This is a genomic window from Cryobacterium sp. (genome assembly GCF_025463825.1).
In the GTDB taxonomy this organism is placed as follows: domain Bacteria; phylum Actinomycetota; class Actinomycetes; order Actinomycetales; family Microbacteriaceae; genus Cryobacterium.
Map to the genome: position 1 here is coordinate 1 of NZ_JAODBG010000083.1, position 20,497 is coordinate 20,497.

Consider the following 20,497-nt stretch of genomic DNA (forward strand, 5'->3'; position numbering starts at 1 on the left):
TCAGGGTCTTGTAGCCGAAGATCGGCTTGCGGCTGAACACGGGGAACACCTCGGACACGATGCCGAAGAACGGCAGCGCGATGATGTAGACCTCTGGGTGGCCGAAGAACCAGAAGAGGTGCTGCCAGAGAATGGCGCCGCCGTTGGCCGGATCGTAGATGTGCGAGAGGAAGATCCGGTCGCTGGCGGCCGCGAGCAAGGCCGCGGCGAGAACCGGGAAGGCCATCAGCACGAGCAGCGAGGTGACCAGAATGTTCCAGGTGAAGATCGGCATCCGGAACATCGTCATGCCGGGCGCGCGCATGGTGATGATCGTGGTGATGAAGTTCACACCGCCGAGGATGGTTCCGAAACCCGAGAGACCGAGCCCGACCATCCAGAGGTTACCGCCGATACCCGGCGAGAACGTGGTACTCGCCAACGGTTGGTAGGCGAACCAGCCGAACGAAGCCGCTCCCTGCGGGGTGAGGAAGCCTCCGACCGCGATCAGGCTGCCGAAGAAGAACAGCCAGAAGGAGAAGGCGTTCAATCGAGGGAAGGCCACGTCGGGGGCGCCGATCTGCAGGGGCATCAGCGCGTTGGCGAACCCGAAGAACAGCGGGGTGGCGAACATCAGCAGCATGATCGTGCCGTGCATGGTGAACAGCTGGTTGTACTGCTCCTTCGTCTGCACGATGTTCAGGCCGGGCTCGAAGAGCTGGGCGCGCATCACGAGCGCCATCACCCCGCCGAGGCAGAAGTAGACGAAGGACGTGATCAGGTACATGTACCCGATGACCTTGTGGTCGGTCGACGTGATCCAGCGGACCACAATGTTGCCCTTGCGGTCGACGCCGGTGGGGCGTGGGGCCGGAGCTGCGGCGGGCACACCGGTACTGACTGTGATGGTGCTCATCTTCTAGTTGCCTTCTTCTTCCGACGGGGCCCCGGTGCCCGGGAGATTCGAGTTGCGGTCGTATTCGTTGGACACCTGGCCCTCGTTGCCGGCCGCCCGGAGGGACTCGACGTACGTCTCGTAGTCGGCCTCGGATACCACCTCGACGTTGAAGAGCATCAGCGAGTGGTACTCGCCGCAGAGTTCGGCGCACTTGCCGGCGTAGGTGCCGATCCGCTCGGGGATCACCGACATGTAGTTGGTCTTGCCGGGGATCATGTCCTTCTTGTACAGGAAGTCGATGACCCAGAAGGAATGGATGACGTCGCGCGCCTCGAGGGCGATCTCGATCTTCTTGCCGACCGGCAGGACCAGGGTGGGGATCTCGGACTCGACGAGCGCACCCTTCTCCCCCTCCAGGTCGGGCTGGCCCTGGATGCCCTGGGTGAACACGTCGTCGGTGACGTAGTTGAAGTCCCAGGCCCACTGCTTGCCGATGACCTCGATCTGCACGTCCGGCTCGTCGAAGCGGGCCTCGATGGCGTTCTGGTCACGGGCCGTGAAGGCGAAGAAGCCCAAGACCAGGATCAACGGCACGATCGTGTAGAAGATCTCGATGGGCATGTTGTAGCGCAGCTGCACCGGGAGGCCGGTCTGGCCCTTGCGGCGTCGGTAGACGACGACGGCCCAGATGGTCAGGCCCCAGGTGATGAGACCGACGATGAGCAGCACGATCCACGAGGTGGTCCACAGACCCGCGACTCGCTCGGTGTTGTTCGTAACCGGGGACTCGCCCTCCTCGAAGCCGGGCAGGTACCCGTGGAGTTGGGCCTGGGTGCATCCGGCCAGGACGAAGGCGAGAGTTGCTGCGACCGGGATGACGGCCCATCGGAGACGGCGGTTTTTGAGCACCGGTGACCTTTCGGGAGACGTGAGGGCACTACACAGGAAGTGCGTTTATCGTCTCTAGCCTACTCCGCGCCGGTCCCCACTCGGTGCACGATCGGGTTCACCGATTCGATTATCGACCGTCCTCCTGGCCTCCCAACAGGGTCTAAGGGCCTGTTGGGGACCCTTTTCCGTGTCAATACAAAAAAGGAGACCACCCGATGAATGGTCCCCTTCCGCGTGTTGCGGACCCGTCAGTGGAAGGAATCTCCACAGGCGCAGCTGCCGCCGGCGTTCGGGTTGTCGATGGTGAAGCCCTGCTTCTGAATGGTGTCCTCGAAGTCGATCGAGGCGCCCTCGAGATACGGCACGCTCATCTTGTCCACGACGACCTCGACGCCGTCGTAATCCCGGACGGCGTCACCCTCGAGGGTGCGCTCGTCGAAGTAGAGCTGGTAGATGAGGCCGGAGCAGCCGCCGGGCTGCACGGCGACGCGGAGCCGCAGGTCTTCGCGGCCCTCCTGGGTGAGCAGGCTGCGCACCTTCGCGGCGGCGACGTCGGTGAGGCCGACGCCGTGGGTGGTCGTTTCGGTTGCGATCGTGTCGGTCATGGTGCTCCTCGGTATTATCCGGTTTCGCTTCGGTGAGCGTCCCGCACTGGGGGTTCGGCCGGCGAATCTCGTTCTAGTGTAACCGGGGATCTTCGAATATGGGCTGGGATCCCGGCCGGGATTGCGGTCAGTGGCCGGTACGTGCGTTCAACCGGCCCAGGAGGAAGGCCTCACTGAGCACCGCGCGTTTGAAGACGCCGAGGTGCAACGACTCGTTGGGGCTGTGCGCCCGCGAATCCGGGTCCTCCACGCCGGTCACCAGGATCTGCGCCTCTGGGAACTCGCGAACCAGGTCGGCGATGAACGGGATGGACCCGCCCACGCCGATGTCGACGGGCTCGGCGCCCCAGGCCGCCGTCATCGCATCCCGGGTCTCAGCGACCGCCCACCCGCCGGTGTCCACCAGGAACGGTTCCCCGGTGTCCAGGTCGTCGATGTCGATGATGGCGCCGAATGGGGCGTGCGAGCGCAGGTGGGCTTCGATGACGCCGGCCGCCTCCTGCGCGGACTGGCCAGGCGCGATGCGCACGCTGATCTGGACACTGACCGCGGGGGTCAGGGTGTTGGAGGCGTTCGCGACCGTCGGCGCGTCGATGCCGGTGACCGTGAGGGAGGGTTGCGACCAAATCCGGCTCAGGATGGGACCGTGCCCGATCGGGGAGACGCCGTCGAGCAGGCCGGTCTCCTGGCGCAGCGCGTCCTCGTCATACGGCGGGGTGGCGGCGTCGTGGCTGGTGAGCCCGTCGATGGCCACCGAACCGTCGGGCGCGTAGAGGGTGCCAAGGAGCAGGATGGTGGCCAGCATGGCATCCGGCACCGCTCCGCCGAACATGCCGGAGTGTGAGGCGTGCGCGAGGGTGCTCACGGTCAGCCGGAAGGTGACGTTGCCGCGCAGGCCCGTCGTGATGGCCGGAGTGTCGACGTTCCAATTGTTGGAGTCCGCCACCACGATGGCGTCGGCGCGGAGGGCGTCGCGGTTCTCCGCGAGGAAGGTGGCGAAGGAGCGACTGCCGAACTCCTCCTCGCCTTCGATGAACAAGGCCAGGCCCAGGTCGATGTCGCCGTCGGTGGCGGCGGCGAGGCTGCGGAGGGCGGCGACGTGCGCCATCACCCCGGCCTTGTCGTCGGCGGCGCCGCGGCCGTAGAGCCGGTCGCCGCGCACAGTGGGTTCGAACGGCGGGGAATCCCAGTCTTCGTCCTGCCCGGGCGGCTGGACGTCGTGGTGCGCGTACAGCAGAACGGTGGGCCGGCCGTTCCGGGCGGCCCTGGTGGCGAGCACGGCCGGCTGGCCGGACTCGTCGGCGCCACGGATGCCGGCGTGCGTCACCGTGACGGAATCGAAGACGCCGATGTCCCGCACCAGGGCGGCAACGGCCTCGGCGCTGGCGCGGACCTCGGCGCGATCGAACGCCGCCCAGGACACCGACGGGATCCGCACCAGCGCGCAGAGGTCGGCAAGGGTGCGCGGCAGCTCCTTCTCGACGGCGCTTCGCAGTTCCGGTTCGAGGGGCCCGGCCGAGTTCTGCCGGCTGTTTTCTGAAGCTGTCCGCACGGTATCCGTCATGCGAGTAATCTTAAGGCAACCTGACTGCAAGGAACTGATGTGGCTAAGCAACCTGTAAATCCCGGCGCAGATCCGTCGATCGAGTCCCCCGACGAGACGAAGGCCCGCCTGGCCAATGTGTCGACCGGCAAGGGCCAGCCGACACCGAGCCGACGCGTGCAGGAGGCTGCCAACAAGCGTCCTCTCGTTCCGGACGACCGCAAGCTCGCCGCCAAACAGGCCCGCGCGAAGTCGGCTGAGGCTCGCGAGAGGGCCCGGCTCGGCATGGCCGCCGGCGACGACAAGTACCTGCCCCTGCGTGAGCGTGGACCGCAGAAGCGGTTCGCCAGGGATTACATCGACGCTCGCTTCAACGTGGGCGAGTTCATGATTCCGGTGATGTTCCTCGTCATCCTCCTCACGTTCTTCCCCGACCCCAACATCCAGACCTACGGCATCCTGGCTCTCTGGGCGTTCTTCCTCGTCGCCATCGTCGACTGCGTCATCCTCGGCTTCATCCTCACCAAGAAGATCGAGGCGAAGTTCGGCAAGGACCGCGCGGAGAAGGTCCGCTGGTACGCCGCCATGCGGGCGCTGCAGTTGCGCGTGATGCGACTGCCGAAGCCGCAGGTCAAGCGGGGCGAATACCCCGCCTGATTCCCGCCGCACATGGACACCCTCCTGAGCAACTCAGGGGGGTGTTTTCGTGTGCCGGTCAGCGCCGGTAGGCGCCAAGCCGGATGAGCGGGACCCGCAGTTCCTCCTCAGTGAGCGAACCGTGCTGGCCGACCATGCTGCGGGCCGACTGGTTGGGTTCGCGGGAATCGTAGTAGGCGATGAGCTTCCGGGCGGCCACGATCACGTCGCCGATCCGGCCGAGCGCCTCGGGCCGGACGTCGCCGAACAGGCCCTGCGCCACCGCTTCGGCCCTGGTGAAGATCCAGGCCCGCTCCCCCTCCACGGCCCGCCAGGCCCCGGCCAGGTCGTCGGGGTTTCCTCCCGGATCGGTGTACAGCTGCAGGCACCGCGGGTCTCCGCCGATGTGCCGCACCCCCGCGACCAGCTCCGGCACCGTGTCGAAGAGCACCTGCTTGGCGGCGGGTACGTCGACGACGCCGTGGTCCGCGGTGAGGATCATGCCCTCGTCCTGACGGAGGCTCCCGGCGAACCGGGCCGCTTCGGCGTCGAGTCCTTCCAGCTGTGCGAGCCAGCGGCCCGATTCCCAGCCGTGCGCGTGCGCGTTGATGTCGAGCTCCGGTACGTACAGGTAGATGAGGGCACGAGGTTCGGCGTCGAAGATCTCGCGGGCCGCACCGAAGCGCAGGGCCACGGTTTCGGCGGGAACGTAGCTGGCGCCCCGCAGGACGGCCTGGCTGAAGCCCGACGCGGCGAACCTCTTGGGGCCGACCGCGAAACTGGGGATCCCCACGTGGGCGGCACGATCGAACACCGTCGGCTGATTCTGCCAGCTGGCCGGATCCATGTCCGCGTCCCAGCCGGTGAGCTGGTTGACCACCCTGTCGTTGGCCGCGTCCAGGACCTTGTAACCGACGAGACCGTGGGTGCCGGGCGGCGTGCCGGTGGTGAGCGAGGCGATGCCGGCAGCGGTCGTGGCGGGGAAGACCCCATCCACGACGTCCGTCTTGCCGAGGTGGCCGGCCAGGAATCGGGCGTGCCCGGCGCGCGCGCGCAGGCTGCTGACGCCCAGGCCGTCCGCCAGCACCACGACGGCCTTGGCCGCCGGCGGTAGATCGAGCGGGTTCGCGGCGGCCTGCAGCGATGCCAGGGAACTTGTCAGGACGTCGGCAAGGCGAACGGCGCTGAAGGGCCGGACCGGTAGCATAGGGGGCATCTGGCCCAGTCTGACACAGACCGGGCTGCACAGTACCGAGCGCAATCCCGTGCGCGTCAGCCTGGTGCAACGGCCGTGCCGGCCCTCGCTCCACTTCAGCAGAATCTACGAATGAGCCGTTCAGACAAAACCGTGCCAACCGCATCCACCGAGCGCATCGAAGACGTCGATGTGTCCACGGAGATGCAGGGATCGTTCCTCGAATACGCCTACTCGGTGATCTATTCGCGCGCGCTGCCGGATGCCAGGGACGGTCTGAAGCCGGTGCAGCGCCGCATCCTGTACCAGATGAGCGAGATGGGCCTGCGGCCGGACCGCGGCCACGTCAAGTCGGCGCGGGTGGTCGGCGAGGTGATGGGCAAGCTGCACCCGCACGGGGACACGGCCATCTACGACGCCATGGTGCGGATGGCGCAGTCGTTCACCCTGCGTGTGCCGCTCATCGACGGGCACGGCAACTTCGGCTCCCTCGACGACGGCCCCGCCGCACCCCGGTACACCGAGGCGCGCCTCGCGGCTCCCGCCCTGTCGATGACCGAGCACCTCGATGAAGACGTCGTGGACTTCGTGCCCAACTACGACAACCAGCTGACCCAGCCGGACGTCCTGCCCGCCGCGTATCCCAACCTGCTCGTCAACGGTGCAAGCGGCATCGCCGTGGGAATGGCCACGAACATGGCCCCGCATAATCTGGTCGAGGTGATCGGCGCAGCCCGCCACCTGCTCGCGCACCCGCGCGCCACGCTCGAGGAGCTGATGGAGTTCGTGCCGGGGCCCGATCTGCCCACCGGCGGCACCATCGTGGGCCTGGCCGGCATCAAGGACGCCTACCTCACCGGGCGGGGCAGCTTCAAGACCCGCGCCAAGGTGTCGGTGGAGGCGATCACCGCCCGCAAGGCCGGCCTGGTCGTAACCGAGCTGCCCTACCTCGTCGGACCGGAACGCGTGATCGAGAAGATCAAGGACGGCGTCAACAACAAGAAGCTCAGCGGCATCTCCGATGTCACCGATCTGACCGACCGCACCAAGGGCCTGCGGCTGGTGATCGGCATCAAGACCGGGTTCAGTCCGGAGGCCGTGCTCGAGCAGCTGTACCGGGTGACGCCGCTGGAGGATTCCTTCAACATCAACGCCGTGGCGCTCGTCAACGGGGGCCCGCAGACGCTGGGCCTGGTCGAACTGCTGCAGGTGTACGTCAACCACCGGGTCGACGTCGTCACCCGGCGCTCCGCCTACCGGCTCGCCCGCCGGCTGGAGCGGCTGCACCTGGTGGAGGGTCTGCTCATCGCGATCCTCGACATCGACGAGGTGATCCAGGTGATCCGCGCCAGCGACGACACCGAGCAGGCCCGGGTGCGGCTGATCGACGTGTTCGACCTCAGCCAGGTACAGGCCGAGTACATCCTCGAGCTGCGGTTGCGCCGGCTCACCAAGTTCTCCCGCATCGAACTGGAAGCCGAGCGGGACCAGTTGCTGGCCGAGATCCGTGAGTTGCAGGCGCTGCTGGCCAGCAAGCAGGCCATCCGCACCCTCGTCTCCGACGAACTCGCCGCCGTGTCCGACCGGTTTGGCACGCCGCGCCGCACGCTGCTCACGGAGGCCCGGCCGAGCATCGCCGGAGCGTCCGCGAAACGCACCACGGCGGTCCTGGAGGTGAGTGACACTCCCACCCGGGTGTATCTGAGCACCACGGGCCGCATCGCCAGGGTCGACCTGCCCCAGGCCGGCGACGACCAGGCCGAGCGCATCCTGCCCGCCCACCGCCGCAGCAAGCACGACGCCGTCCTCTCGGCCCTGGACACCTCCAGCCGCACCGAGATCGGCGCGGTCACGAACCGCGGCCGGCTCATCCGCTTCTCCCCCGTCGACCTGCCGGTCATGCCGCCGGCGTCCATCCAGCTTGCCGCCGGCGTGCGGGTTCGCGATTACCTGTCGCTCGGCAGCGGCGGTGAAGTCGTGCGCGCCCTCGTCGCCCTCGACAGCGACCGGGCGATCGTCCTCGGCACCAAGCAGGGCATCGTCAAACGGGTCACCGCGAACGACTGGGCCAACAAGCCTGACTTCGAGATCATCGCGCTCAAGTCCGGCGACGAGGTCGTCGGAGCCGTGCAGGGTGCCGAGGACGACGAACTGGTCTTCGTCACCTCGGACGCCCAACTGCTGCGGTTCCCCGCCGCGACGGTACGCCCCCAGGGCCGCACGGCCGGCGGCATGGCCGGAATCAAACTGAGCCCGGACGCCCGGGTGGTGTTCTTCACCAGCCTCCCCGCCGCCGAGGCGGAGGATGCCGTCGTGGCCACGATCGCCGCCAGCAGCCAGACGCTGCCGGGCACCGATCCGGGCAGCGCCAAGGTCTCGGCTTTCACCGAGTACCCGGCCAAGGGCCGGGCCACGGGGGGGGTGCGCTCGCACCGGTTCCTCAAGGGTGAAGACGTTCTCGCCCTCGCCTGGGTCGGCGGCGCACCGGCTCGCGCTCTCGGCGCCGAGGGCTCGCCGCGGGTGCTGCCGGAGGCCGGTGCGCGGCGGGATGCCTCCGGCACCATGCTCGACGCGGTGATCGGGTCGATCGGCTCCGGCATCGGCCTGGGCTGAGCCGGCCAACTGTGTCCCTTCCGGACAATTGCGACCGGTGCGCCGGTCACAATTGTCCGCAGCGGGAACAGTTGGCCGGGTCGGGGCTAGGGTGAGGCATGGCTGAATCCTCATCGTCGGCGCGACCGGCGGTCTCGGCCGGGAGATCGCCCGGCTGCTCGCCGTAGCCTCGGCGCGACCCTGGTGCTCAGCGCCCGGGACTCCGCCGATCTGGCCGCGCTCGGCCTGCCGGGTGCCATCGTTCCCGCCGACCTGGCCGGCCCGGAGGCGATCGACCACCTCGTCGCCGGGGCCATCGCGGTCAGTGCGCCGGACGGGCATCCGCCTGATCGACGCGAGATTCGGTCACACCCAGACAGCACTGTCCACCCATCCGTTGGCCGGCACCGCCCCGCCGCTGCCCGCCGGCCTCGACCCCGCCCGGGTGGCCGAACGGATCGTGCGGGCCAGAGTCACCGTGAACGCGACCTGCCCAGCGCCGCGTTCACCTCCGCCGCCTGACCACTACTGTGCGCACCGGGCACAGTCGGCCGGGTCAGACGTCGATGCGGTCCCGGCTGAGCTTGTCGGAGCTGTCGATGATGAACTCCTTGCGCGGGGCCACGTCGTTGCCCATCAGCAACTCGAACACCTTGCCGGCCATCTCGGCATCTGCAACGCGCACCCGGCGCAACGTGCGGTGCGACCGTTCCATCGTCGTGGTGGCCAGCTGGTCGGCGTCCATCTCGCCCAGGCCCTTGTACCGCTGAATCGGGTCCTGGTATTTCTTGCCGCTCTTCTTCAGCGCCGCGAGCACCCCCTGCAGCTCGGCCTCGGAGTAGGTGTAGATGGTCTCGTTGGGCTTGCTGCCCGGATTCATCACGACCACCCGGTGCAGCGGCGGCACGGCGGCGAAGATCCGGCCCTCTTCGATCATCGGCCGCATGTAGCGGAAGAACAGGGTGAGCAGCAGCGTGCGGATATGCGCGCCGTCGACATCGGCGTCGCTCATGATGATGACCTTGCCGTACCGGGCGGCGGACAGATCGAAGCTGCGCCCCGACCCCGCCCCGATCACCTGGATGATGGACGCGCACTCCGCGTTGGAGAGCATGTCGGACACGGATGCCTTCTGCACGTTCAGGATCTTGCCGCGGATCGGCAGCAACGCCTGGTGCTCGCTGTCGCGGGCCAGCTTGGCCGTGCCGAGAGCGGAGTCACCCTCGACGATGAACAGCTCGCTGAGGGCCACGTCGCTGCTGCGACAGTCCACCAGCTTCGCCGGCAGCGACGAGCTCTCCAGCGCGTTCTTGCGGCGCTGGGTCTCCTTGTGCGCGCGTGCGGAGATCCGCGACTTCATCTCGGCGACGATCTTGTCCAGCACGACGGCGGATTGGGTCTTGTCGTCGCGCTTGGGGGAGGTGAAGCGTTCCGTCATGGTCTTGTTGATCACGGCCGCGACGATCGCCCGCACGGCGGGCGTGCCGAGCACCTCCTTGGTTTGGCCTTCGAACTGCGGCTCGGGCAGGCGCACCGTCAGCACCGCGGTGAGCCCGGCGAGGATGTCGTCCTTCTCGAGCTTGTCGGAGCCGACCTTCAATCGGCGGGCGTTCTGCTCCACCTGGCTGCGCAGGAACTTCAGCAGTCCGGCATCGAACCCGGCCTGGTGGGTGCCGCCCTTGGGCGTGGCGATGATGTTCACGAAGCTCTTGATGACGGTGTCGTACCCGGTCCCCCAACGCAGGGCGATGTCCACCTGGCAGTCGCGGACGAGTTCGGTGGGGATCATGGCACCGGAGTCGGTGAGCACCGGCACCGTCTCGGTGAAGCTGCCGGAGCCGCTCAGGCGCCAGGTGTCGGTGATCGGGGTGTCGACGGCGAGGTGGTCGACGAATTCCGAGATGCCACCGGCGAAGGAGAACGATTCGGCAACGGGTTCGACGCCCCGGCGGTCGTCGACGTTGATCGTGAGCCCCGGAATCAGGAACGCGGTCTGGCGTGCCCGGCCCATCAGCTCCTCCGTCTGGAAGGTGGCGCCCTTGGTGAAGATCTGCCGGTCTGCCCAGTACCGGATCCGGGTTCCGGTGACGCCCTTGCGGACCTTGCCCACGACCCGCAGCCCGCTCTTGTTCTCGAACGGGGTGAACGGGGCATCCGGGCTCTTATCGCCGGTGTCCGCGAAAATGCCGGGCTCGCCGCGGTGGAAGGACATCGCCCAGGTCTTGCCGTCCCGGTCGACCTCGACGTCCAGACGCTCGGACAACGCGTTGACGACCGACGCGCCCACACCGTGCAGGCCACCGGAAGCGGCGTAGGAGCCGCTGCCGAACTTGCCGCCGGCGTGCAGCTTGGTGAACACCACCTCGACACCGGACAGGCCGGTCTTCGGTTCGATGTCCACGGGGATGCCGCGGGCGGTGTCACTGACCTCGACGCTCTCGTCGGCATGCAGCACGATGCCGATCGCGGACCCGTGGCCGCTGAGGGCTTCATCGACGGAGTTGTCGATGATCTCCCAGAGGCAGTGCATGAGCCCGCGGGAGTCGGTGGAACCGATATACATGCCGGGGCGTTTGCGCACCGCGTCGAGGCCCTCGAGGACCGAGAGGTGGCGGGCGGAATAGTCAGAACTCACAACTGTTAAGAATACTGTCCCGTCCGGTCGGGGCGCCGATCGACACTCGAACGGACCCCAAAGCCGGGATCTCGCCGCGCGAATGCTACGCGGTGAGCGAAATGTCACCCAACTGTGGCCCAATCGGGCCCATGCCGTGTTTACATGGTCAGTAAGGATTCAATTGGTATCACCTGGTATCAGTCTGGAGGAGGAGAATATGTCCCAGATCGCCACCGAAAATGGTGCAGTCGACCAACAGGGCGCCCCCCACCAGCTAACCGCGGCCGACCGCTGCGACGCTTGTGGCGCTCAGGCCTACATCCGTGTAATCGTGAACAATAGCGAGTTGCTCTTTTGCGCCCACCACGGACGCAAGCACCAGGAGAAGCTCGCGGCAATCGCCGAAAGCTGGCACGACGAGTCGAGCCGTCTCTTCGAAGACCAGAAGTCCTAGGCGGTCCGCCCGGCAGTGCACCTCGGTGCACCGCCGGGCGGTCGCCCGGATGGCGGCTCGTAAGCGTTTATTCTGAGCTGAGCCCAAGCCGCACTGCAACCTGGTTGCGTGCGGCTTTTGCTATGTCATCCACGGATGCCGTGTGGGCGGAACCGACCCGGACGAGTCCCCTGGCGGCGCAGGCGGCATCGAGCAGCCGGTCGGCCAGGTGCGGGTTGCGGGCCAGGACCGGCCCGTGCAGGTGGGTCCCGATGAACGAGCCGGCGACGACGCCCTCGCCGCCGTCACCATTCCCGGTGCCGGACTGGATGCGCCCGAGCGACTGCGCCACGCCGGTGTAGCCCCTGGCGTGGTTCTCGAATCCGATCAGCCGGACCCCGCCGGTGGTGCCGGCATCGGTGGTGACGACGATGTCGTCGGTGGCCCGGGTGGGAAGCACGCTCGCGCGGCCCGCGACGAGACCGAGGCCGGTGACAGTGCTGCCGGCGAGGTCGATCCCGTCGCCGAGCAGCTCCCATCCGGTGCCGACCGCGAGGATCGGTACTCCCCCGGCCAGCCAGGCCGACACGGTGTCCGCGAGGGGCAGCAACGAGTCGCGGGCGGCGACGAGGTCCGCGTCCGTGCCGGATCCGATCACCACGATGTCCGCGCGATCGGGCAGGTCAGTGACGGTGTGCACCGGAACTACGACGGCGTCGACGCCGGCCCAGCGGGCCCGCTGGGCGAGCACCCGCGCGTTGGCCGCGTCGCCGTTCGTGTCGAGCAGCCGGGGTAGCAGGCTCACGATGGTGAGGGAGTCGGCCGGGGCGAGCGTCATGACGGGTCCGCTTCGTTGGTGGCCAGCCCGAGGTGGGCGCGGGTTCGACGCATGGAGTCGGCCGAGAAGATGATGGTCTTCACGCCGGTGGCCGGCTCGGGAAGGGCGAGGAATTCGTCCAGCGCACGGCCGAGGTCCGGTTCGATGCGGTCGACGGTGACACCGTCGTACATCAGCTGCAGCCCGATGTCGTGCGCCTTGGAGCCGGAGGCGATCAGCACGTGGCCCAGACCGGAGGTGTCTGCCGGCCAGAGGTAGGACGGGTCTCGCACGTCCGAGCCGACGGCGACCAGGATCTGCTCGGTGCCCGGCGCCAGGCTGTCGACATTGAGTTGGAAGCTGGCCGGATTCTGCACCAGCACGAACTCCACCGTGGTGCCTCGCACGGTGACGACCTCGCCACGCCCGAAGACCGGCGGGATTCCCGAGATGGCGGTGACGGCTCTCGCAACGTCGAAACTTCGCCCGAGCGTGGCACGCGCGGCGGCCAGCGCGGTCAGGGCGTCGACGGCGTAGTGGGTGCCCCGGGCCGGGAGGCGAACGGCGTGCGTGGCACCGTCGACCGACACCGTCGCGTCACGTCCGTCGACGCCGGTGAGGAGCATGCCGTCGGAGGCCGCCAGACGCGTGGGGGCCGTCAGAGTGTAGCCGAGCCCGCGCGGGTTCGCGTCCAGGACCTCGGCGGTGACGCCGTACCTGGCCACCGCGACCGGGGGCGCGATGTTCTCGCCCAACCGGGCCAGGTGCAGGTCGTCGGCGTTGACGACGACGGTTCCGGTGGCACGACGGGCGATCTTGCTCAGCATCGCGGCCACCATGTCGGAGTCGTGGAACCGGTCGATCTGGTCGACCATCACGTTGGTCAGCACGACGACCCGGGGCTCGAGTGACCCGGAGATCAGCGCGCCGTGGCCCTCATCCATTTCGAGGACGGCGATGTCGCCGGCGATGCGCCCGGACAGGCCGGCGTGCTCGAGGAGGGCAGAGGTCAGGCCCTGGCTGATGTTCGCCGTCGACTGGTTGGTGAACACCGAGGCGCCGTGGGCGCGCAGGGCTGCCACGAGCATCTTCGTCGTCGTCGACTTGCCGCTGGACCCGGTGACGATGACCAGGCCCTGCGGGAAGCTGTTCAGCGTGCTCGCCAGGAACCCGGGCGCGATGGTGTTGACCACCAGGCCGGGAACCGCAGAGCCGCCGCCAGGCTTGCGCAAGCGCGCGAGCGTGCGGGCGACCCTGCCGAGCAGGATCGCCGGCGCATACCGCACAGGCATTTACTCGAGGTAGTCGCGGAGCGACTGAGAGCGGGACGGGTGACGCAGCTTGGCCATCGTCTTCGACTCGATCTGGCGGATCCGCTCACGCGTGACGCCGAAGGTGTCGCCGATCTGGTCCAAGGTCTTCGGCATGCCGTCGCCGAGGCCGAAGCGCATCCGGATGACGCCGGCCTCGCGCTCGGACAGCGAGTCGAGGAGGCTTTCGAGCTGCTTCTGCAGCATGGTGAAACCCACGGCGTCGGCGGGGACGACGGCCTCGGTGTCCTCGATGAGGTCTCCGAATTCGCTGTCGCCGTCTTCACCGAGCGGCGTGTGCAGTGAGATGGGTTCGCGGCCGTATTTCTGCACCTCGACGACCTTCTCAGGGGTCATGTCGAGTTCGCGGCTCAACTCTTCCGGAGTGGGCTCGCGGCCCAGGTCCTGCAGCATCTGCCGCTGCACGCGGGCCAGCTTGTTGATGACCTCGACCATGTGCACCGGGATACGGATGGTGCGGGCCTGGTCGGCCATGGCGCGGGTGATCGCCTGGCGGATCCACCAGGTGGCGTACGTGGAGAACTTGAAGCCCTTGGTGTAGTCGAACTTCTCGACGGCGCGGATGAGGCCGAGGTTGCCCTCCTGAATCAGGTCCAGGAACTGCATACCGCGACCCGTGTAGCGCTTGGCGAGGGAGACGACGAGGCGGAGGTTGGCGCCCAGCAGGTGGCTCTTGGCCCTGGCGCCGTCCTTGGCGACCCACTGCAGTTCGCGGCCCAGCGCGCTCTTCTTCTCGGCGTCGGTCAGCTGGGACAGTTTGTCCTCAGCGAACAATCCGGCTTCGATGCGCATGGCGAGTTCGACCTCTTCGGCGGCGTTGAGCAACGCGACCTTACCGATCTGCTTGAGGTAGTCCTTGACGGGGTCCGCGGTGGCTCCCGTGATCGCGCTCGAGTAGACGGGAACTTCGTCTTCGTCGTCGACCATCGACAGCACGAGCGCACCGCTGGGCAGCGGCTCCGCCGGAGCGACCCGCTTGGCGGCGCCGTCGGTGTCGTCCTCGTCGGTGTCGTGCTCATCGGTGCCGGGTGCGCCTTCTTCGTCGGCATCGGCGGCCTTTTTCTTGCCGGCGGCGGCGGGCCCCTTGGCCTTGGCGGCCGCGGCGGTGGCGGCGCGCTTACGGGGCGTGGTCTCCTCCGACCCGTCGACAGCTGCGGCGGCGGCCTTGGCTGCCTTGGTGGCGGCGCGGGTGGCGGCGGCCTTCTGCGCGGGCGTCTTCGCGAGGGCGGCCGCGGTCTCGTCCGCCAGGGTGGTCTCAGTGGTCTGTGCGGGCTCTGTCTTCGTTGGGGTTGCCATTCGAACACCTCTCATGCCGTAGTTCATGCGCGTGCAGCGCGGCCCCGGTCGCCATGACCACTCGGCGTGGGCCACATCGAAAGAGAACGGGGATTTCGGGCCGTACGTTCACCGTACGTTTTTGGGCAGTACTAGGACCCATGTCAAGTCCCCGGGAAGGCACCGGCTTGACACCCGTGCACCCAGGAACCAGAACGGGTCCTATTGACAATTATTGCACGGATTGTGTATAGAACGAGCCACGCTCGGCTATTCACCCCGGGCGCGCCGCCGAAGCTTTCTAGAGAGCTCAACCCACAGCGGGGCCACTTCTATTCCCTCGTCGCGGGAGAGCAGCCGGCGGGTGCGGCGGCGCGTGCCCACGAGCATCAGCACCCCGAGACCGATGACGACGAACTGCACCGAGAAAGCGATCCGAAACGAGTCCAGGGAGTACAGGTCGCTCGCGCCGCCCTGCGCAACGCGCCAGCCGTCCTGCAGGTCCAACAGCACACCGATCAGGAACATCATCACGAAGCTGGCCAGGAAGCCGCCGACGTTGACCACACCGTTGGCGGAGCCGAGGCTCCGCTGCGGGTTGAAGGTACGCGCGAAGTCGAACCCGATCAGCGACCCGGGGCCCCCGCCACCGAGCACGACGAGCAGGACCACCACCAGCCAGAACGGCGGCGCGGACGGCCACAGCAGCAACAACGCCCAGGCCGCGCCCATCGCCGTGACGATGGCGAGCACAATGTTGCTGCGCCGCAGCGGATGCCGGGCCGTCAGGACTCCCAAGATCGGACCGCAGATCATGCCGGCCGCAACCGGGATGGTGAGCATCGCCGCGGCCATGGTGGTCACGTAGCCGAGGCCGTAGACCATGAAGGGAAAGCCCCAGAGCAGCGTGAAGACGGTGCCGGACGACTGCGTGACGAAATGCGACCAGAAGCCGAGCTGGGTCCCCGGCCGGCTGAAGCTGTGCCGCAACTGGGTCAGTGCTCCGCCCCAGGTCGGCGGCCGGACGTTGTCGGCCGCTCCGGCCGGGCGGTCCCGGATGGCGACGACCACGACGACGAACGCCACAAAGGCCACGAGCGTGGCGGCCAGGAAGGCCGGGGTCCAGCCGAAGTCGTGCAGCACCCACGCCAGCGGTACCGCCGACAGCACCTGTCCGAGCTGCCCGATATTGCCGAACCACTGCGAGAGTTGCGGCACGATGCGTCCGCTGAACCACGAGGTGATCAGCCGGATCACCGAAATGAAGATCGTCGCGTCCCCCGCGCCCACCAGCATCCGCCCGAGCACAGCGACGGTGATGGACGGGGCGAAGGCGAGCGTGAGCTGGCCGACAACCATGAGGACCGTGCCGGCGAGCATGAGCGCCCGCGGGCCGAACTTGTCGATCAGGACCCCGACCGGGATCTGCGCCGCCGCGTACACGATCAGCTGCACCACTGCGAGGCTGGACAGGACGGCCGCCGATCCGCCGAACCGTTCCGTGGCGGAGACTCCCGCGATGCCGAGCGACGTGCGCTGCAGGACGGCGGAGAGGTACACGAAGGACCCGAAGGCAAAGATCAACCAGGATCGACGAGTGTTCACTCCCCCCAATCTAGCCGGACGGCCGGGCGTCACCGACCAGGCCGCCGCGCGGCTCAGGCCTGCGTGCCCTCGTCCCGACCCCGGCGCGTGGCCAGGAACTTCTCGAGTTCAGCGGCGATCTCGTCCGCGGTCGGCAGAGCGCCGTCCTCATCGGTGAGGGGCGACCGCAGGGTGCTGCCCTCCATATACGCGTCGTACCGTTCCTCGAGAGAGCCGACGAGCTTGGCCAGTTCGGGGTTGTCGCCGACCTGCTCGTCGATGCGCGCGACGAACTCCCGGTTCTTCTCCCGCAGCTTGTCGGTCGGGAAGATCAGACCGGTCGACGCGCTCGTGCTCTCCAGCGCGGACAGCGCCGCCGAGGGGAACTCGGTGTCGGCCAGATAGTGCGGGATCAGCAGGACGTAACCGATGGTCCAGGCGCCGATCTCTTGCAGCCGGAACTCAACCAGGTGCAGGGCGTTGGCCGGCACCTGGGTGTGCGGCCGCCACACCGACATGCTCTCGATGAGGTCGGTGCGGTTGCCGCTGACCGTCACCCCGATGGGACGGGTGTGCGGAACCGGCATCGGAATGGCGTGCACCCAGGTGGTGGACGACACGTTGAACCGGCTCACCAGGGCGAGAACCGCTGCCGTGAACTGCTCCCACCGGAAATCCGGTTCGAAGCCGGCCAGGAGCAGGAACGGCTGACCGATCTCGTCGTGAGCGAGGTACAGGCGAAGGCGCGGGGGCTGGTAGTCGGTCAGGTGGTCCTGATCGAAGTAGATGATGGGACGCCTGGCCCGGTAGTCCAGCAGCAGATCCGCATCGAAGTCGGCGATGACACTGTGCTTGAGAGTGTCGAGCAGGTATTCGGTGAACTGGGAAACGGCTCCCCCGGCATCGGCGAACCCGGTCAGACCTGCGACGAGATTCAGCCCCTCCGGGACGACGGCGGCGTCCGCCGTGAGCTCGTAGATGTCATTCGGATCTCGCATTCCTTAACTCTAAGCGGAGCTTTCCCCGGTCGTGGTGATTCGCCGCAGCCGGCCGTGGTGCCCAGAGCGAACACCCGGGCCGCGTAGCATCGAGCCATGACCGTTCCCCGTATTTCCGTGTCCAGAGCCCCCTCGATCGAATCGACCGCCGACGTTCTCGTCGTGGGTGCGGTGCAATCGCCCGACGGTCCGGTCCTGTTCGCCGACCCGGGCTTCGAAGCTCTCGCGGACCAGTTCGCTGCCGTCGCGGTGACCGGCGCCAAGGACCAGGTCGTGCGTTTCGCCCCCGTCGCTGGCGCCGCACGCAGCATCGCCGTCGTCGGGCTCGGTTCCGACGCTTCCGTGGACGCGTTGCGCTACGCGGCCGGTTCGGCCGCGCGTCAGCTGACCGGCGCGGCCACGCTGGCCTTCGGATTTCCCGTCACGGATGCCGACCAGGCCGCCGCGGTGCTCGAGGGCGCCGCCCTCGGGGCGTACGCGTTCACCAGCTACCGCAAGGCCTCCCTGGCCGCCACCAAACTCCCCGCCGGGAACATTACGGTGCACACCGGACAGGCCGCCGCTGACGCCGTCGAGCGGGCCGGCATCGTTGCCGACGCGGTGAGCATGGTCAAGGACCTCGTCAACACTCCTCCGCTCGACCTGTACCCTGAGTCGCTCGCGGCGCTCGCCGCCGCCGCCGCCGACGGCCTGCCGGTCAGGCTCACGGTGTGGGACGAGGACCAGCTCGCGGCTGACGGCTTCGGGGGCATCGCGGGCGTCGGCAAGGGCTCGACCCGGCCGCCCCGATTGGTGAAGGTGAGCTACGACCCCATCGAGGCGACGAAGCACCTTGCCCTGGTGGGCAAGGGCATCACGTTCGACACCGGCGGGCTGTCCCTCAAGCCGCCGGCCTCGATGGTCGGCATGAAATACGACATGACCGGTGCGGCGACGGTCCTGGCCGTGACGCTGGCGGCCGCGCGCCTCCGGCTGCCGGTGCGGATCACCGCCTGGCTCTGCATCGCCGAGAACATGCCCTCCGGGTCGGCGATCCGGCCCAACGATGTGCTGAGCATGCGCGGCGGGCGCACCGTCGAGGTCCTCAACACGGATGCGGAGGGCCGCCTGGTCCTCGCTGACGGCCTCGTTGCCGCCGGGGAAGAAAACCCCGACGCGATCATCGATGTCGCCACGCTCACCGGCGCGGCCATGGTGGCGCTGGGCACTCGGTATTCCGCCGTCCTCGGCGACGATGACCTCGTCGCCACAGTCCTGGCGGCCAGCAAGGCCGAGGGTGAACTGGCCTGGCCGATGCCGATGCCGGAGGAACTCCGTGCGCTGCTGAACTCCGACGTCGCCGACATCGCCAACGCGAAGATCGGCAACACCGGCGGCGGAATGCTCCTCGCGGCGGTGTTCCTGCGCGAATTCATCCCCACCGTCGGTGAGGGTCCCGACGCACGGGCGATCCCCTGGGCACACCTGGACATCGCCGGCAGCGCCCAGCTGGTCGGCGGCGGGCTCGGCTTCACCGCCGCAGGCCCGACCGGTGTGACCGTCCGGACCCTGCTGCGACTGGCCGAGGACTTTTCGCGCCCGTAGTAAGGTCGTATAGGCAGGGAAATCCCTGCCGTTCAACGCCTGACCACGCACAACAATTGCGCTGGGCGGGCCGTGAAAGTGTATGTGATGCACGAGGGAGTATCTGGGTGTCTGAACAGAATTTTGACCTTGTAGTTCTCGGCGGCGGCAGCGGCGGATACGCGGCCGCATTGCGCGCCGTTCAGCTCGGCCTGACCGTCGGCCTGATCGAGAAGGACAAGCTCGGTGGGACCTGCCTGCACGTCGGCTGCATCCCGACCAAGGCTCTGCTGCACTCGGCCGAGGTTGCCGATGTCAGCCGCGAGTCGTCGAAATACGGTGTCACGACATCGTTCGAGGGCATCGACATGGCCGCCGTCACCGCCTTCCGCGAGGGCATCGTCGCCAGCAAGTTCCGCGGCCTGCAGGGCCTGGTCAAGGCTCGCGGCATCACCGTGATCTCCGGCGAGGGCCACCTCATCTCCCCCACGACCGTGCAGGTCGGCGAGGACACCATCGTCGGTAAGAACGTGGTCCTGGCGACCGGTTCATACTCCCGCTCGCTGCCGGGCCTGACCATCGAGGGCCGTGTCATCACGAGCGAGCAGGCCCTCGAGCTCAACTACGTTCCCAAGAAGGTCGCCGTGCTCGGCGGCGGCGTCATCGGCGTCGAGTTCGCCAGCGTCTGGAAGTCCTTTGGCGCCGACGTCACCATCATCGAGGCCCTGCCGCACCTGGCACCCAACGAAGAAGAATCCGTCTCCAAGCAGCTCGAGCGGGCCTTCCGCAAGCGCGGTATCAACTTCTCCCTCGGAGTGCGGTTCCAGTCGGTCACGCAGGACGACTCCGGCGTCGTCGTGACGCTCGAGAACGGCACCACCATCGAGGCCGAGCTGCTGCTCGTCGCCGTCGGTCGCGGCCCGTCCACCGCGGGCCTCGGCTTCGAAGAGGCCGGCATCACCATGGACCGCGGCTTCGTCCTCACCGATGAGCGCCTTGCCACCAACATCCCCGGCGTCTACGCCGTCGGCGACATCGTTCCCGGCCTGCAGCTCGCGCACCGCGGCTTCCAGCAGGGCATCTTCGTCGCAGAGGAGATCGCGGGCCTGTCCCCGATCGTCGTGGACGACCTGAACATCCCCAAGGTCACCTACTGCGACCCCGAGATCGCGTCGGTCGGTTACACCGAGGCCAAGGCCGTCGCCAAGTTCGGCGCCGACAAGGTCACCAGCTACGAATACAGCCTCGGCGGCAACGGCAAGAGCTCGATCCTCGGCACCACCGGGTCGATCAAGGTCGTGCGCGAGGCCGACGGTCCCATCATCGGCATCCACATGATCGGCGCCCGCGTCGGCGAACTGATCGGTGAAGGCCAGCTCATCGTGAACTGGGAAGCGTACCCGGAGGACCTCGCGCCGCTCCTGCATGCGCACCCCACCCAGAACGAAGCACTCGGCGAGGCCTTCCTGGCCCTGGCCGGCAAGCCACTGCACGCCATGTAGCCCGTCGTGGGCACAGAGATTCTCACTAACATTGGTCA

Annotated in this window: 17 protein-coding genes; 6 read left to right on the forward strand and 11 right to left on the reverse strand. The window is 67.8% G+C overall.

Going from position 1 to position 20,497, the window contains the following annotated elements; genetic code table 11:
* The 4 genes from JWP54_RS10240 to JWP54_RS10255 all read right to left on the reverse strand — a co-directional run.
* Positions 1-895 (reverse strand): cbb3-type cytochrome c oxidase subunit I (locus JWP54_RS10240; RefSeq protein WP_297371334.1); only part of this gene is annotated, 895 nt, incomplete at its 3' end.
* A gap of 3 nt (positions 896-898) precedes the next feature.
* Complete coding sequence (gene coxB / locus JWP54_RS10245; protein WP_297371337.1) at positions 899-1,786, reverse strand: cytochrome c oxidase subunit II; 888 nt, start codon at positions 1,784-1,786, stop codon at positions 899-901.
* Between the two features lie 230 nt (positions 1,787-2,016).
* On the reverse strand, positions 2,017-2,373 hold the full coding sequence (locus tag JWP54_RS10250) for an iron-sulfur cluster assembly accessory protein (RefSeq protein WP_297371341.1): 357 nt from the start codon (positions 2,371-2,373) through the stop codon (positions 2,017-2,019).
* 127 nt (positions 2,374-2,500) lie between these two features.
* Positions 2,501-3,937, reverse strand: coding sequence for a dipeptidase (locus JWP54_RS10255; RefSeq protein WP_297371344.1), 1,437 nt, complete (start codon positions 3,935-3,937; stop codon positions 2,501-2,503).
* 39 nt (positions 3,938-3,976) lie between these two features.
* Between JWP54_RS10255 and JWP54_RS10260 the strand changes: the two genes are divergently transcribed.
* Complete coding sequence (locus tag JWP54_RS10260; RefSeq protein WP_297371347.1) at positions 3,977-4,573, forward strand: DUF3043 domain-containing protein; 597 nt, start codon at positions 3,977-3,979, stop codon at positions 4,571-4,573.
* A gap of 58 nt (positions 4,574-4,631) precedes the next feature.
* Here JWP54_RS10260 and JWP54_RS10265 read toward each other — a convergent pair whose 3' ends face one another.
* The gene (locus tag JWP54_RS10265; protein WP_297371350.1) at positions 4,632-5,768 is read right to left on the reverse strand and encodes an alkaline phosphatase family protein; all 1,137 of its coding nucleotides are present in this window, start codon (positions 5,766-5,768) and stop codon (positions 4,632-4,634) included.
* 111 nt (positions 5,769-5,879) lie between these two features.
* Here JWP54_RS10265 and JWP54_RS10270 point away from each other — a divergent pair, with 111 nt between their 5' ends.
* Complete coding sequence (locus JWP54_RS10270; RefSeq protein ID WP_297371353.1) at positions 5,880-8,360, forward strand: DNA topoisomerase IV subunit A; 2,481 nt, start codon at positions 5,880-5,882, stop codon at positions 8,358-8,360.
* Positions 8,361-8,543: 183 nt separating this feature from the next.
* Complete coding sequence (locus tag JWP54_RS10275) at positions 8,544-8,861, forward strand: hypothetical protein (protein WP_297371356.1); 318 nt, start codon at positions 8,544-8,546, stop codon at positions 8,859-8,861.
* Between the two features lie 34 nt (positions 8,862-8,895).
* On the opposite strand, the gene JWP54_RS10280 is transcribed toward JWP54_RS10275, so the two are convergent.
* Positions 8,896-10,974: a DNA topoisomerase IV subunit B gene (locus JWP54_RS10280; protein ID WP_297371359.1), complete on the reverse strand. Its 2,079-nt coding sequence runs from the start codon at positions 10,972-10,974 to the stop codon at positions 8,896-8,898.
* A gap of 199 nt (positions 10,975-11,173) precedes the next feature.
* Here JWP54_RS10280 and JWP54_RS10285 point away from each other — a divergent pair, with 199 nt between their 5' ends.
* The gene (locus JWP54_RS10285; RefSeq protein ID WP_297371362.1) at positions 11,174-11,410 is read left to right on the forward strand and encodes a hypothetical protein; all 237 of its coding nucleotides are present in this window, start codon (positions 11,174-11,176) and stop codon (positions 11,408-11,410) included.
* A 67-nt stretch (positions 11,411-11,477) separates the two neighbouring features.
* Here JWP54_RS10285 and JWP54_RS10290 read toward each other — a convergent pair whose 3' ends face one another.
* The 5 genes from JWP54_RS10290 to JWP54_RS10310 form a co-directional block, all read right to left on the reverse strand.
* Positions 11,478-12,227, reverse strand: coding sequence for a cobyric acid synthase (locus tag JWP54_RS10290; RefSeq protein ID WP_297371364.1), 750 nt, complete (start codon positions 12,225-12,227; stop codon positions 11,478-11,480).
* Positions 12,224-13,498, reverse strand: a complete 1,275-nt coding sequence (locus JWP54_RS10295) for a MurT ligase domain-containing protein (protein ID WP_297371367.1) — start codon at positions 13,496-13,498, stop codon at positions 12,224-12,226. The genes JWP54_RS10290 and JWP54_RS10295 overlap by 4 nt, the downstream gene beginning before the upstream one ends.
* Positions 13,499-14,833, reverse strand: coding sequence for an RNA polymerase sigma factor (locus JWP54_RS10300; protein ID WP_297371370.1), 1,335 nt, complete (start codon positions 14,831-14,833; stop codon positions 13,499-13,501).
* Between the two features lie 249 nt (positions 14,834-15,082).
* Positions 15,083-16,417, reverse strand: a complete 1,335-nt coding sequence (locus tag JWP54_RS10305) for a nitrate/nitrite transporter (RefSeq protein WP_297371372.1) — start codon at positions 16,415-16,417, stop codon at positions 15,083-15,085.
* Between the two features lie 53 nt (positions 16,418-16,470).
* A complete protein-coding gene (locus tag JWP54_RS10310; protein WP_297371376.1) occupies positions 16,471-17,394 on the reverse strand; it encodes a proteasome assembly chaperone family protein in 924 nt (307 codons plus the stop codon).
* A gap of 96 nt (positions 17,395-17,490) precedes the next feature.
* On the opposite strand from JWP54_RS10310, the gene JWP54_RS10315 reads away from it, so the two are divergent.
* Together JWP54_RS10315 and lpdA are read left to right on the forward strand one after the other, a co-directional pair.
* The gene (locus JWP54_RS10315; RefSeq protein WP_297371379.1) at positions 17,491-18,978 is read left to right on the forward strand and encodes a leucyl aminopeptidase; all 1,488 of its coding nucleotides are present in this window, start codon (positions 17,491-17,493) and stop codon (positions 18,976-18,978) included.
* Positions 18,979-19,085: 107 nt separating this feature from the next.
* Entirely contained in the window at positions 19,086-20,459 is a 1,374-nt protein-coding gene (gene lpdA, locus JWP54_RS10320) for a dihydrolipoyl dehydrogenase (protein WP_297371381.1), read from the forward strand.
* The last annotated feature ends 38 nt before the right edge of the window (positions 20,460-20,497 follow it).